The organism is Streptomyces sp. NPDC060002, assembly GCF_042737245.1.
GTDB lineage: Bacteria > Actinomycetota > Actinomycetes > Streptomycetales > Streptomycetaceae > Streptomyces.
Genome location: NZ_JBHWUW010000015.1, coordinates 23,081 through 37,311 on the forward strand (window position 1 = coordinate 23,081; position 14,231 = coordinate 37,311).

Sequence of the window (14,231 nt, forward strand, 5' to 3'; positions counted from 1 at the left end):
CCACATTCCCCGGGCCCCGACAGCCTCCTTCCGGGCACTGTCATACGACTGCCACACCTCGAACACGGGTACGCCCCCGCCGCACCCGCCCGCTACCATGCGCGCCCATGAACGACGACGTGCGCAATATCGTCCTGGGCGTGGTCGCGGCCGGCATCAGTGCCGCGCTCGGCTGGTTGACCCGCACCTACCTGTGGAAGCGCAGACTCCGGCGCAAGCAGGCCTTCTTCGGGCTGCCCGAGAACTCGGAGTGCCTGCTCGTCGTCAACCGCGACGCGGGCAGCCCCGACCTCGCGGTGCACCGCCACGACGTGTTCGCGCTCCTGGAACTCGCCGCGCTCATCAAGGACTGCGGCGCGGGCGCCGAGGTGGTCACCCAGGACGTGGCCCGGCAGGGTTTCGGAGAGCGGACGGAGTTCTGCGTAGGCGGCCCGGGATCGAACCGGCGGATGGCGGCCCACATCCAGGCCATGCTGCCCGGGGTGCGCGTCAACACCGACCGCGAACCGGGCCCGGACAGGCTGGCGTTCCAGATAGGCGGCGATCACCACCGTATGGAACCGGGCGTCACCGAGTACGTCCTGCTGGCCCGGCTCACCGCCGGCCGGCGGCGCGAGGCGCGGCCGGTGTTCCTGTTCTGCGGCCAGCGCGCGATCAACAACCAGGCCGCCACCCGCTACCTGGTCCGCAACCACGAGCGGCTGGCCCGTAAACACGGGAACGGATCCTTCGTGCTGCTCCTGAAGGTCATCAACTCTCAGGCGTACGGCCCCGATGTGGTCGAACTGGTCGAGGACGTGACCCGGGCGGCGCAGGCACCCCTGCCGGACACGACAATTGTTACCCCCACGTAACTTACCGACGGTTACCTCCGGTGGGGCGGAGCGGTTACCGTCGGGTCACTTTGCGATGGCGCAGGCAAGAGGAGTGACCCGTGGGACGACCGCACCGCATGGCCCTTCGTACGACCGCCATGGGCGCCGTCTCCGCGACCCTGGTCGCCGGCGGGGTACTGGGCCTGACGCCCGAAGCCCGGGCCGCCACCGGCGCGGTGCGGTACGTCGACATCGCGGGGGACGGCGGCACGGTCCTCAAGGCCAACGTGGTCACCCCCGCCGACGGCACCCGCCGCCACCCGCTGATCGTGCTGCCGACGAGCTGGGGCTTCCCTCAGGTGGAGTACCTGGCCCAGGCACAGCGACTCGCCGACTCCGGGTATGTCGTGCTCAGTTACAACGTGCGCGGTTTCTGGCAGTCCGGCGGCGAGATCGACGTGGCGGGCCCGCACGATGTCGCCGACGCCGCCAAGGTCGTCGACTGGGCACTCGCCAACACCCCCAGCGACCCGCAGAACGTCGGCATGGCGGGCGTCTCGTACGGCGCCGGGATCAGCCTGCTGGCCGCCGCCCACGACCCGCGCGTCAAGGCCGTCGCCTCGCTCAGCGGCTGGGGCGACCTGATCGACTCGATCTACTCCGGCCGCACCCAGCACGTCCAGGCCGCCGCCGTGCTCGACACCGTGGGCTCGGTCGCCGGTCGCCGGAGCGCCGAGTCCCAGGAGGTCTTCTCGGCCTTCTACTCCTCCGACCTGTCGAAGGAGAAGGACATCGTCGCCTGGGGGCAGAAACGTTCCCCCGCCACCTACCTGGACCGGCTCAACAAGAACGGCGCGGCGATCATGCTCGCCGGCGCCTGGGGCGACACGATCTTCCCGCCCAACCAGTCCGCCGCCTTCTACGAGAAGCTGACCGGCCCGAAGCGGCTGGAGCTGCGCCCCGGCGACCACGCGACCGCCGAGCTCACCGGTCTGTTCGGACTGCCCAACGACGTGTGGACCGACACCGAGCGCTGGTTCGACCACTACCTCAGGGGCGAGGACAACGGCATCGACCGCGAACAGCCCGTCCGGCTCAAGTCCCGTTCCACCGGCGGCTACGAGGGATATCCGGACTGGAAGTCGGTGAACGCGACCCGGCAGAAGATCGCCCTGGCCGGCTCCACCACGATCCACACCAACGTGGACTCGGGCGCCGACGGCGGCATCGTCTTCCTGTCCAGCATCCTCGACCAGGCGGCGAAACTGCCCCCCGTGGCCGCGATCCCCCTGCTCCCCCGCCGCTGGACCGCCGTATGGCAGTCCGGGAGGTACGCCACCGCCCAGCGGGTGCGCGGCACGGCGAAGGTGCACACCACCGTCACCCCGACGAAGGAGAGCGGCACCCTCGTCGCCTACCTCTACGACGTGGGGCCGCTCGGCCTCGGCAAGCTGGTCGCCAACGCGCCGTACACCTTCCACGGGAACGCGCCCGGCAAGCCGTTCGGTCTCGACCTGGACCTGTTCTCCACGGCCTACGACGTCCCGGCGGGGCACCGGCTCGCGCTGGTCGTCGACACCGTCGACCCGCTCTACATCGAGCACAACCCGTCCGGCGCACGGCTGACCTTCTCCTCGCCGTCGAACGACCCGTCGTACGTGTCGGTTCCGCTGCGCGAGCGGTGATCTCCGGCCGCCGCCGGGGCGGGTGGGCCCCGCGGCCGGCGCCGTCGCTCAGTGCTTGAGGATCTTGGAGAGGAAGTCCTTGGCGCGGTCGCTGCGCGGGGCGGTGAAGAACTCCTCGGGGGTACGGTCCTCGACGATGCGGCCGTCGGCCATGAAGACCACACGGTTGGCGGCCGAGCGCGCGAAGCCCATCTCGTGGGTGACCACGACCATGGTCATGCCCTCCTGGGCGAGCTGCTGCATGACCTCGAGCACCTCGTTGATCATCTCGGGGTCGAGGGCGGAGGTGGGCTCGTCGAACAGGAGCGCCTTGGGGTCCATGGCAAGGGCGCGGGCGATGGCCACGCGCTGCTGCTGCCCTCCGGAGAGCTGGGCGGGGAACTTGTCGGCCTGGTCGGCGAGGCCCACCCGGTCGAGCAGTTCACGGGAGCGCCTGTCGGCCTCGTCCTTCTTGCGCCCGCGCACCTTCACCTGGCCCAGCGAGATGTTCTGGAGAACGGTCTTGTGGGCGAACAGGTTGAAGGACTGGAAGACCATGCCGACCTCGGAACGCAGTCCCGCCAGCGCCTTGCCCTCCTCGGGCAGCGGCTGTCCGTCGAGTGTGATCGAACCGGAGTGGATGGGCTCCAGCCGGTTGATCGCGCGGCACAGTGTCGACTTCCCCGACCCCGAAGGGCCGATCACCACGACCACCTCCCCCCTGCCGACGGTGAGGCTGACGTCCTGCAGGACATGCAGTTCCCCGAAGTACTTGTTGACGTCACGCAGCTCGATCAACGGATCGACGGCCATGCGCAGCCCTACTCACTTTCAGCTGTGTCGTGGTTGCCGCAAACTATCCATACAAGATCGGAGTTGAGGCACGACACGCACTTTTCTGTCATTAGCCGTATTTACGTGCTCGCGCCTCAGTTCTCGGCCACCTCGGCGTACAGCTGAGACAGTTCGGGGGTCCCCGTCGCGGCCCACTCGCGCCCTGCGGTGACCACGTCGACCTCACGGCCGGACGCCAGCCGGACGACCGGTTCCCCGCCGGGCCAGATCGCCCAGACGGCGCCGGGCACCGTACGCACCACGACCGTCCCCAGGTAGAGCCCGGCGTCGTGACCGAACCAGGGCAGGGTCTCCTCGTCCTCGCGCCAGCGCGGCGGAAGCTGGTCCAGCGCCTCCAACGAGGCGGCCGTGTCGTCGAGTCCGATCCCCTGCCGGGCCGCGTGCGAACGCAACAGCTCGCATTCGGAGAGGAGTTCGGCGATCCCCTCGGGGTCCTCGGCCAGCACCGTCGCCCGGTACTTCTTGCTCCTGTTGCCCAGGAAAGGGATGTTCATAAGCCCAGCGTGACATTCGTACCGGCGTGCGCACCACAGGCGCGCTGGCATACGCCGACGGCCGAAAGCCCGGCCCGACGGGCGTCACGGGCGTCCCACGTCGCCGGTCGGTCCCGGCTCCCGCTACACCTCGAGGTCGACCACGACCGGAGCGTGGTCCGAGGCGCCCTTGCCCTTGCGCTCCTCGCGGTCGACGTAGGCGTCCTTCACGGCCCCGGCGAACGGCTCGTTGCCGTACACCAGGTCGATGCGCATGCCTCGGTTCTTGGGGAAGCAGAGCTGGCGGTAGTCCCAGTACGTGAAGGGGTGGTCGTACTTCAGGGGGCGCGGGACGACGTCCGACAGGCCGGCCTCGCGCAGCGACGCCAGGGCGGCGCGCTCGGCCGGGGTGACATGGGTGAGGCCCTCGAAGGCGGCCACGTCGTGCACGTCGTCGTCGGTCGGCGCCACGTTGTAGTCGCCCATCACCGCGAAGGGGCGGCTGCCCGCCGCGTCGCCCGCGACGGCCGCCTTGAGCGCCTCGAACCACTGGAGCTTGTAGGCGTAGTGCGGGTGGTCGACCTCGCGGCCGTTCGGCACGTACACCGACCAGACGCGGACCGGGCCGCAGGTCGCCGAGACGGCGCGGGGCTCCTGCGCCCCGTCGTAGCCGGGATCGCCGGGCAGGCCCTTGACGACGTCCGACAGGCCGACGCGCGAGATCACCGCCACGCCGTTCCACCGGCCCGTGGCGTGCACCGCCGCCTCGTAGCCCAGTTCGCGCAGCTGGTCGAGCGGGAACTGCGCCTCGGCGACCTTGGCCTCCTGGAGGCACAGCACATCGGTGCCACTGCTCTCCAGCCAGGCCAGCAGCCTCGGCAGGCGGGCGGTGATCGAGTTCACGTTCCAGGTCGCGATACGCATGCCCCACAACCTACCCGGCGGGTCCGACAACGCCCTCCCTCAGATCTCCGCGGACGCCCCCGGCGCCAGCCGGCCGTGGTCGGCACCGCCCAGGTTGCCCAGGTGGGTGTCGTAGATCGGGCGGGCGAGGTCGGTGAGGAGGGCGTCGTGGATGTCGTAGACGCGCTGCGGCCGGACCTCGCGGACGTACTCGATGACCTCGGAGATCTTGTTCCAGGGGGCCTGGACCGGGGCCAGCAGCGTCTCCACCGGGTGCTCGGGGACGGTGAGCGCGTCTCCCGGGTGGAAGACGCGGCCCCCGTCGACGAGGAAGCCGACGTTGGTGACGCGCGGGAGGTCGGGGTGGATGACGGCGTGCAGCTCGCCGTGGACCTGGACGTCGAAACCCGCGGCGGTGAACGTGTCGCCGTGGCCGACCGTGTGCACCCGGCCGGGGAACGCGGCGGAGAGCTTCTCCGCGACGGACCTCAGGGTCCAGATCCTGACGGCCGGGTCGGCCTCCAGGGCCGCCCGCAGCCGCTGCTCGTCGAAGTGGTCGGGATGCTCGTGCGTGACCAGGATGGCGTCCGCGCCGACAGCGGCGTCCGCCTCGCTGAATCCCCCGGGGTCGAGGACGAGCGTGCGCCCGTCCTTCTCCAGGCGGACACACGCGTGCGACTTCTTGGTGAGTTTCAGAGCCGTCATGAGATCCATCCTGCCCCCGCGTCCCGTGCGGGGCTCACTCGGTGGGGGTGGTCTCCTCCCGGATGACCTGCTGCGCCACCTTGAACGCGCTGTTCGCCGCCGGTACGCCGCAGTAGACGGCCGCCTGGAGCAGCACCTCCTTGATCTCGTCGGGGGTCAGGCCGTTGCGCAGCGCGGCGCGGATGTGGAAGGCGAGCTCCTCCAGGTGGCCGCCCGCGACCAGCGCGGTGAGCGTGACGCAGGAGCGGGAGCGGCGGTCGAGACCGGGCCGGTCCCAGATCTCGCCCCAGGCGTAGCGGGTGATGAACTCCTGGAAGTCCCCGGAGAAGTCGTCCGCCTGCGACAGCGCCCGGTCGACATGGGCGTCGCCGAGGACCTCCCGGCGCACCTTGAGACCGGCGTCGTACGGATCGGGGCGGCCCATGACCTGCACCGGTTCGAGGACGGGGGCGGGCGCGATCTCCGCGATGGCCACCGGCTGCGGAGCCTGCTGGGGCACGGTCAGGACCGCCCTGACGGGGATGCCCGGGACGGCCGTCTGCCCGGTGGCGGACTCGTAGGCGGGCTGCCAGGCGGTGGAGAAGTGGCGGACCAGCAGGTCGGTCACGGCCGCGGGCTGCTCCACCGGGACCAGGTGCGAGGCGCCCGGTACGACGGCCAGCCGGGCGTCGGGGATGCCGGCCACCAGGGTGCGCGCCTCGGCGGGGCCGGTGACCTGGTCGTCCGAGCCGACGAGGACCAGCGTCGGCACTCCGACGAGACCGATCTCGGCCCGCACGTCGAAGGCGGCGAGGGCCTCGCAGGCCGCTATGTAGCAGCCGGGGTCGGTGGTGCGCACCATCTGCACCGCCCACTCGGTGATCGCGGGCTGTGCGGCCGCGAAGCCGCTGGTGAACCAGCGGTCGGGCGAGCTGCGGGCGATGGGGTCGAGGCCGTTCGTGCGGACTATCACGCCACGCTGCCGGAACTCGTCGGCCGTGCCGAACCGCGGCGAGGCCGCGATCAGCGCGAGCGAGGCGACCCGCTCCGGGTGCCGCAGCGCCAGCTCCACGCCGACCGCGCCGCCGAACGCGCAGCCCGCGTAGCCGAAGCGCTGCACACCGAGCGCGTCGAGGGTGGCGAGCAGCCGCCCGGCCAGATCGGAGACCGAGCCGACCGGGTAGGCCGGGGCGCCGCCGTGGCCGGGCAGGTCGTAGCGGAAGATCCGCCACTGCTGGGCCAGCTCGGGAACCTGACGGTCCCACATGTGCCATGTGGTACCCAGTGAGGGACCGAGGATCAGGACGGGAGCGTCTTCTGGCCCGTCAAAGCGGTATTGCAGGGTGTTCGGTGGTGTCTCGCTCACCCGTCCGAGCCTCTCATCTGGCACGACAGCCCCTATGAGCGGGGTCCTGGCTGTAGCTGTTTGACCAGGTGGAAGACCTCCCGGGCCGCATAGCGTTTGAGGCAACGGACGATTTCACGTCGGGTCTCGCCCTCCTTGATGCGGCGCTCGGAGCAGTCCTGAGTGCGCGGGTCGACCCGCAGCCGGGTGAACACGATGCGATGGAGCGCGGCATTGGCCTGCCGGTCGCCACCGGTTGAGGCGAGGGAACTGCCGGCGTCCCGAGGAACGCTCGACGGGACCGACCCCGCACAGCGCGGCGAAGGACGCCTCGCTGTCCAGGCGTTCCGGGTTGTCCCCCACCGTGATGAGCAACGTGACGGCCGTGTCCGGACCGATCCCCACCACATCGAGCAGCTGCGGGGCATGACATTCCACGAGGCGGGCCGGACGAGCGTCCACATCCCGGATCTGCGCGGAGAGCCGGCCGATCCGGTGAGCCAGCAGACTCAGCGTGATCCGGGTGGCTTCGGCCCGGGCGCGGGCCCGTCCGCTCGATACGGCTCGCGCCGCATTCCGGGGATCGAGCGGATCCGATCTGCCGCGCAGACGGCGATCCGCCCGGTCCATCCGGTTCACGTCAGTCACGTCTATGCCCTGGGTCAGCAGATAGCGGGACAGGGACGCGCCGTAGGAGCCGGTCGCCTCCACCCCGGCCCGCCTCACCGTTCCCCGTTTCCTGGCCCACTTCAGCAGACCTCGGTATCCCGCCGCGGTGGCCGGGAACTCGCCGGTGGTCAGCACCGTCCCCGTCACGGAGAGCACCGCAGCCACATGCGCATCCCGGTGCGTATCCACTCCCAAACCACCTCCCCCACCGGGCGACGACGGGTCTGCGAAGCACGCGGCGTACTGGACATGGTCGAACTGGACATGCCCGTTCCCCTTCCGGTCCCATGGCGCGTCGCGTTGCCGGTACCGGGCCGCGTCGGGCGGTCAGAATCGTCAGGACGCCACGACAATCGGCAGGCCCCTGTCGGGACACACCCCGCCAGCCCGGCACCGACAACGCGCCATCCCCGGCCGACGGCCGACACTGCGTGATTCAGACGCTCTGGTCAAAAGTGTCATGAGTCAGACCCTGAACCCGGGACAGCACCCGCCCATCCTCCCGCCCGTCACAGCTTCCCCACCCGGAAACACTGAGCATGCTCAGTCCCAGCTCCCAGAACATCCCGGATCTGACTCCGGCCGATCGTTATGCGGCACACAGGCCGACATTTCGGTTCAGGCCGCCGCAACACCGGTGCGGCTTCTCCACGGCTGTGTGCGCCACGGGGCAGGGCACCAGGGTGCCGGCGTTCGGGTCGATCTGCAGTAGGTGGCCGAGCAGCGGCGCCGCCCGCTGTGGGCCCTCGAGACGTTGGCAGACGCGGCGGCCCATCCCGATGAGAGGTGGCGGCCGCGGTGCGGCCGAGGTCGGGGCCGTCGGAGTGGAAGCCGGTGGGCATGGCGGATCTCGCAGCCGAGGCCGACGGTGAAGGTCTTGCCGGGTTCGCCCTGGCCAGCGCGGGGGCGGCCCGGGCGGACCACAAGTGGCGCTGTCCATCCAGGCCACGAGCGTCGCACCCGATGCAGAGCAAGCCTCGGACACGCGCTCCGTATATGGACCAAGCGGCGTCCGACGGTTCACGACCGGCGGGGACCGAGGACGCGCATTGGCACCACGACGAGTCAGGACTCGCGGTGGTGTTCGAGGAGTACCTGGACGAGGACGCGGGACCCGAGGAGCGGCGGGAGGCGGACCTCTGTCGGCATGGGCTGCGGCTCGACGTCGAGTCCGACATCACGCACGTCCTCCTGGATCCCGAGGACGTGGACGAGGACGGCGAGTGGGCCGTGTACACGTGGGCGAGCCGGCGGGCCGCGCCGCCCGAGCGGCACGCGAACTTCCTCGAGCCCACGGTGGCGGGCCCGGCCGGGCTCCGCCGTTCATGCCGTGTTCCGAGCATGGCCCGCTGCCCGCGGCGCAGCCAGAGGCCGACCGGTCCCCCATCGCGTTCGGCTCGGCCTGGATACAGGTGGGCCAGACGGGGAGGGCCATGCGGCCCTGGAGGTAGGGCCGGTTGGCGGGCCGCGGGTTCGGCGAGGGTGCGTAGCGTGAAGCTGTCCGTCCGGTATCCCGGTGACGGCCGGCACGTACGCATCTGCACCTCCATCGAAATCCGGGGGCCGGCCTGCGCTGCCCGTCGCCCAAGCCGGCCCTGTTCGTAACCGACCGGCAGGAGAACGCCATGGCCCAGCACACCGATGAGAAGCCCTGGCCCGTCGTCGTAGGGGTCGACGGCTCGCCCTGCTCACAGGCAGCGCTGAGGTGGGCGCTGGCGCAGGCCGAGTTGAGCGGCAGCGCCGTCGAGGCGGTCGCCGCCTGGCAGTACCCGGAGGTGTACGGGTACAGCTATGGCTGGGTCCCGTCGATGCCCGACGGAGGCGAGTTCGCCAAGGCCGCCGAACGAGCCCTGCAGGAAACCGTGGCCACGGTGCGCGATCAGCTGGATCACCCGGCCGAGGTGGCGATCCGCGTGGCCGAGGGCCATCCCGTGCAGGTACTGATGGACGCGGGCCGCAACGCACGGCTTCTGGTCCTGGGCAGCCGGGGCCACGGCACCTTCACCGGCGTCCTCCTCGGCTCGGTCAGCCAGCACTGCGTGCAGCACGCACCGTGCCCGGTAGTCGTCGTCCCCCAACCGTGACCCGAGCGGCGCGAAGCCGGCCGGTCGAGGACGAGGACGACGACCGACCGCGCGTGGTGTGTTGGCCCTGACAGTCTCAGGTGGCCCCGCCACGCATGTCTCGGCCGAGATGGGCATCTCCCGTGCCACGGCCCACAGGTGGATCCGCCGCCGACGGGCAGCGGGCGAGGCGGAGCTGCACGACCACCCCAGCCGACCCCTGACGACACCTCACCGGACTACACCGGCGACAGGCCCGAGTGTGCCGGTTGCGGCAGACACGCGAACTCGGCCCCGCCCGCCTCGGACCGTTCCTGGTCCTGCCCTGCCGCTGTTCGAGGGGGATTACCTCGCTGTCGAACGCACGGAAATCTATGCCTCGATCGGCACGACGCTGGAGTCGGATCCCGTGATCCCGGTTCAGGAGGCGGAGACCAGGTCCCGCACCGTCACGGTGGGTCTCGGCGGCTCGCCCGAGAGCCGCGCCGCCGCCGCCGAACGGGCGGTCGACGAGGCAAAGGCGTTCGACCTGTCCCTGAAGCGCAACGCGCGGTGCACGTGCTCCGAGACACGTTCGAACGCGGGGCCCTTCGAACACCACGACGAGCGGGCGCACTCGGTTCGCGCCCCCTTGCCAGAGCCCGACTCGCCTCGACGACTTACGGAGTCACCGTGCCCAAGGTCGAACACCGGAACAGCACCGTACTGACCGACGAGGAAATGCGCGCCCTGGACGCCCACTGGCGGGCCGCCAACTACCTGGCCGTGGGCCAGATCTACCTGCTGGCCAACCCGTTGCTCACCGAGCCCCTGACGCCCGCGCACATCAAGCCGCGACTGCTCGGCCACTGGGGCACCTCGCCCGGCCTCAACCTCGTGTACACGCACCTCAACCGCGTGATCAAGGCGCGCGGTCTCGACGCGCTGTGCGTGTGGGGGCCGGGTCACGGCGGGCCGGCCGTACTCGCGGGCTCCTGGCTGGAGGGCAGCTACAGCGAGACCTACCCGGACGTCTCGCGCGACGCGGCGGGCATGGACCGGCTCTTCCGGCAGTTCTCGTTCCCCGGCGGAGTGCCCAGCCATGTCGCGCCGGAGACGCCCGGCTCGATCCATGAGGGCGGTGAGCTCGGCTACTCGCTCGCGCACGCGTACGGCGCCGCCTTCGACAACCCGGACCTGCTGGTCGCCTGTGTGATCGGTGACGGCGAGGCGGAGACCGGGCCACTGGCCGCGTCCTGGCACTCCAACAAGTTCCTCGACCCGGTGCACGACGGCGCGGTCCTGCCGATCCTGCACCTCAACGGCTACAAGATCGCCAACCCGGCCGTGCTCTCCCGCCTCCCGGAGTCCGAACTCGACGAGCTGCTGCGCGGCTACGGCCACGAACCGATCCACGTCACCAGCGACGACCCGCACCAGGTCCACCGTGCCATGGCCGACGCCTTCGACCAGGCCCTGGACCGCATCGCCGAGAGGCAGCGCACGGCCCGTGAGGACGGCACGACCGAGCGCGTGCGCTGGCCCGTGATCGTGCTGCGTACGCCGAAGGGCTGGACGGGCCCCGCAGAGGTCGACGGAGTCCCGGTCGAGGGCACCTGGCGCGCCCACCAGGTCCCGCTGTCCGGCGTACGCGAGAACCCGGAGCACCTGCGGCAGTTGGAGACCTGGCTGCGCTCGTACCGTCCCGAGGAACTGTTCGGCGCCGACGGGCGGCCCGCCACCGACGTCCTCGCCTGTGTCCCCGAGGGGACCCGCCGGCTGGGCGCCACCCCGCACGCCAACGGCGGCCTGCTCGTACGTGACCTGCCACTGCCCTCCCTCGACCGTTTCGCCGTCCCAGTCGACAAGCCGGGCGCCACCCTGCACGAGCCCACCCGGGTCCTCGGCAACCTCCTCGAACAGGTCATGCGGGACACGTCGGAACGGCGCGACTTCCGCCTGGTGGGCCCGGACGAGACCGCGTCCAACCGGCTCGAAGCCGTCTTCAACGCCAGCGGCAAAGCCTGGCAGGCCCAGACCCTCCAGGTGGACGAGGACCTGGACCGGCACGGCCGGGTCATGGAGATCCTCTCCGAACACCTCTGCCAGGGCTGGCTCGAGGGCTACCTGCTCACCGGCCGGCACGGACTGTTCTCCTGCTACGAGGCGTTCGTTCACATCGTCGACTCGATGGTCAACCAGCACATCAAGTGGCTCAGGACGTCGAAGGAGTTGGCGTGGCGGGCGCCCATCGCTTCCCTCAACTACCTGCTGACGTCGCATGTCTGGCGTCAGGACCACAACGGCTTCTCGCACCAGGACCCCGGGTTCGTCGACCACGTCCTCAGCAAGAGCCCCGAGGTCGTGCGGGTCTATCTGCCGCCGGACGCCAACACCCTGCTCTCGGTGGCAAATCACGTCCTGCGCAGCCGTGACTACGTCAACGTGGTCGTCGCGGGCAAGCAGCCCTGTTTCGACTGGCTGTCCATGGACGAGGCCCGCGCCCACTGCGCCCGCGGCGCCGGGATCTGGGACTGGGCCGGCAGCGAGAACGGCGGTGAACCGGACGTCGTCCTGGCCTGCGCGGGAGACGTACCGACGCTGGAGATCCTGGCCGCGTCCGGTCTGCTGCGGCGCCATCTGCCCGAACTGGCCGTCCGGGTCGTCAACGTCGTCGACCTGACCCGGCTGCTGCCGGGCGATGAACACCCGCACGGAATGGGCGACTTCGAGTACGACGGCCTGTTCACCTCGGACAAACCGGTGATCTTCGCCTACCACGGCTATCCCTGGCTGATCCACCGCCTCTCCTACCGCCGCACCGGCCACGCCAACCTGCACGTCCGCGGCTACAAGGAGATGGGCACCACGACCACGCCGTTCGACATGGTCGTCCGCAACGACATGGACCGCTACCGGCTGGTCATGGACGTCATCGACCGGGTGCCGGGGCTCGGCGTCCGCGCAGCCGCCGTACGGCAGTCGATGGCCGACGCCCGCACCCGCCACCACGCCTGGATCCGCGAACACGGCACCGACCTGCCCGAGGTCACCGACTGGACCTGGACCTGACCCGGGCGAACGGAACCCTGGTCAAGGTCTTCGGCCGGTACGACAACGAGTGGGGCTGTGCCGACCGGCTCAAACGGGGCCACGGTGGAACCGGGCGCTGTGCTCGAAGGAACGGTCCCCGCCACCGAGGTGCCAAGCTGACCTCGGCCCGTCCGACGGCCATGGCGAGGTCCCCGGACAGTACGGTGAAGACAGGGGAACTGGTTCGAGCCGCCCTGTCTGCCGTGTCGGTCGGAGGAAGTCATGAGCGAGGATCGACGCGGCGGTACCGAGGAGCATGTTCCCAAGCTGCGGCTCGATGAGCTGCTGGGCGAGCTGCAGGTGCGCATCGACGCGGTGCGCGGGACCCGGGACCGCCTGCACAGCCTGCTGGAGGCCGTCCTCTCGGTCGGGCGGGAGCTCGACCTGCCACAGGTGCTGCGCAGCATCGTCGAGGCCGCGGTGGTGCTGGTGGACGCCGAGTACGGGGCGCTGGGCGTGATCGGCGGTGACCGGAAGCTGTCCGAGTTCCTGACCGTCGGCATCGGCGAAGAGGGACGGTCGCAGATCGGGACGCTGCCCAGCGGGCACGGGCTCCTCGGAGAGCTGATCCGGCACCCGTCGCCACTGCGGCTGCCGGAGTTGTCCGAGCATCCGGCGTCGGCCGGCTTCCCGGCGCACCACCCGCCGATGCACTCCTTCCTCGGCGTACCGATCCGGGTCCGCGACGAGGTCTTCGGGAACCTCTACCTCACCGAGAAACGCTGCGCCAGGGAATTCGACGTGGAGGACGAGTCCGTCCTGTCGACGCTGGCGGTGGCCGCCGGAGTGGCCATCGAGAACGCACGGCTGTACGAGGAGACCATGCTGCGCGAACGCTGGCAGCGGGCCAGCGGCAAGGTCACCAGCATGCTTTTGACCGGTGCGCCGAGCGCGGACGTTCTGGAGCTGATCGTCGACGAGGCCCGGAAGATCGTCTCCGCCGACATGGGACTGATCGCGGAACACGTACCGGGCGAGGAAACACTGCGGCCGGCCCTGGCGGTCGGTCTGGGCAGAGAGGAACGCAGCGCTCTGGTGTTGTCCGCGCGGGACGGTTTCGTCGGAGCGGCACTCGGCGCGGCGGAGCCGGTGGTCAGCGCCGACATCGAGCACGACGCACGCACGGGCGAGGACGAAGCCCAGTGGGCCGGGCTCGGACCCGTGGTCGCGGTGCCGCTCGGCGCCGGCGGCAAGACGCGGGGCGTGCTGTTGCTGGGACGCGTGCCGGCGGGAACGCCGTTCGGCGACGTGGACACCGGGCCGCTGCTCGGGTTCGCCGACCAGGCGGCGCTCGCCCTGGAACTGGCCGAACGACGGCGGGACGCGGAACAGCTCACGCTGCTCCAGGACCGTGACCGCATCGCCCGCGACCTCCATGACCTCGCCATCCAGCGGCTCTTCGCAGCCGGCATGACCCTGCAGAGCACCCAGCGCTTCATGGAGCACCCCGAGGGCATGGAGCGGCTGGCCCGGACCGTCGACGACCTCGACGACACCATCAAGATCATCCGGTCCACGATCTTCGGACTGCGCACCCACAGCGGGGTCGGGCGGGAGAGCGACGGCCTGCGCGGCCGGGGGGGCGGGGGGGGGGGAGGCCCGGCCCCCGCAAACCGGTTAACCCCCCCCCCGCGCCAAGAGGGGGGGGGGGGGACCCATGTCCCCCGCCCCCAAACCCACCAAACGCC

10 protein-coding genes and 4 pseudogenes are annotated in these 14,231 nt (G+C 70.6%); 7 read left to right on the forward strand and 7 right to left on the reverse strand.

The annotated features are described in order from the left end of the window. Positions 1 to 107: 107 nt before the first annotated feature. Positions 108 to 854, forward strand: coding sequence for a hypothetical protein (locus ACFWBD_RS16105; RefSeq protein WP_385667208.1), 747 nt, complete (start codon positions 108 to 110; stop codon positions 852 to 854). 98 nt (positions 855 to 952) lie between these two features. Next, positions 953 to 2,500, forward strand: coding sequence for a CocE/NonD family hydrolase (locus ACFWBD_RS16110; RefSeq protein ID WP_385667298.1), 1,548 nt, complete (start codon positions 953 to 955; stop codon positions 2,498 to 2,500). A gap of 48 nt (positions 2,501 to 2,548) precedes the next feature. Here the strand turns inward: ACFWBD_RS16110 and ACFWBD_RS16115 are convergent, their stop codons facing one another. From ACFWBD_RS16115 to ACFWBD_RS16145, 7 genes and pseudogenes are all read right to left on the reverse strand, one after another. Continuing rightward, positions 2,549 to 3,292, reverse strand: coding sequence for an amino acid ABC transporter ATP-binding protein (locus ACFWBD_RS16115; RefSeq protein WP_385667209.1), 744 nt, complete (start codon positions 3,290 to 3,292; stop codon positions 2,549 to 2,551). A 116-nt stretch (positions 3,293 to 3,408) separates the two neighbouring features. Continuing rightward, complete coding sequence (locus tag ACFWBD_RS16120; RefSeq protein ID WP_385667210.1) at positions 3,409 to 3,828, reverse strand: DUF6278 family protein; 420 nt, start codon at positions 3,826 to 3,828, stop codon at positions 3,409 to 3,411. A 123-nt stretch (positions 3,829 to 3,951) separates the two neighbouring features. After that, positions 3,952 to 4,731 (reverse strand): exodeoxyribonuclease III, encoded by a 780-nt coding sequence (locus ACFWBD_RS16125; protein ID WP_385667211.1) that lies wholly within the window; start codon positions 4,729 to 4,731, stop codon positions 3,952 to 3,954. A 39-nt stretch (positions 4,732 to 4,770) separates the two neighbouring features. Then, the gene (locus ACFWBD_RS16130) at positions 4,771 to 5,406 is read right to left on the reverse strand and encodes an MBL fold metallo-hydrolase (protein WP_385667299.1); all 636 of its coding nucleotides are present in this window, start codon (positions 5,404 to 5,406) and stop codon (positions 4,771 to 4,773) included. Between the two features lie 43 nt (positions 5,407 to 5,449). Further along, complete coding sequence (pcaC, locus tag ACFWBD_RS16135; RefSeq protein WP_385667212.1) at positions 5,450 to 6,760, reverse strand: 4-carboxymuconolactone decarboxylase; 1,311 nt, start codon at positions 6,758 to 6,760, stop codon at positions 5,450 to 5,452. A 32-nt stretch (positions 6,761 to 6,792) separates the two neighbouring features. Beyond that, positions 6,793 to 7,603 (reverse strand): annotated as a pseudogene (locus tag ACFWBD_RS16140) (transposase). A gap of 394 nt (positions 7,604 to 7,997) precedes the next feature. Continuing rightward, positions 7,998 to 8,349, reverse strand: a pseudogene (locus ACFWBD_RS16145) (short-chain fatty acyl-CoA regulator family protein); the annotation flags it as partial. Positions 8,350 to 8,437: 88 nt separating this feature from the next. On the opposite strand from ACFWBD_RS16145, the pseudogene ACFWBD_RS16150 reads away from it, so the two are divergent. The 5 genes and pseudogenes from ACFWBD_RS16150 to ACFWBD_RS16170 all read left to right on the forward strand — a co-directional run. Continuing rightward, positions 8,438 to 8,692: pseudogene (locus tag ACFWBD_RS16150) on the forward strand (SMI1/KNR4 family protein); the annotation flags it as partial. A gap of 341 nt (positions 8,693 to 9,033) precedes the next feature. Continuing rightward, the gene (locus tag ACFWBD_RS16155; RefSeq protein ID WP_385667213.1) at positions 9,034 to 9,492 is read left to right on the forward strand and encodes a universal stress protein; all 459 of its coding nucleotides are present in this window, start codon (positions 9,034 to 9,036) and stop codon (positions 9,490 to 9,492) included. Positions 9,493 to 9,550: 58 nt separating this feature from the next. Then, positions 9,551 to 9,797 (forward strand): annotated as a pseudogene (locus ACFWBD_RS16160) (helix-turn-helix domain-containing protein); the annotation flags it as partial. A 346-nt stretch (positions 9,798 to 10,143) separates the two neighbouring features. Then, the gene (locus ACFWBD_RS16165; RefSeq protein ID WP_385667214.1) at positions 10,144 to 12,522 is read left to right on the forward strand and encodes a phosphoketolase; all 2,379 of its coding nucleotides are present in this window, start codon (positions 10,144 to 10,146) and stop codon (positions 12,520 to 12,522) included. Positions 12,523 to 12,765: 243 nt separating this feature from the next. Beyond that, a partial coding sequence (locus tag ACFWBD_RS16170; protein WP_385667215.1) for a GAF domain-containing protein occupies positions 12,766 to 14,231 on the forward strand: 1,466 nt, incomplete at its 3' end.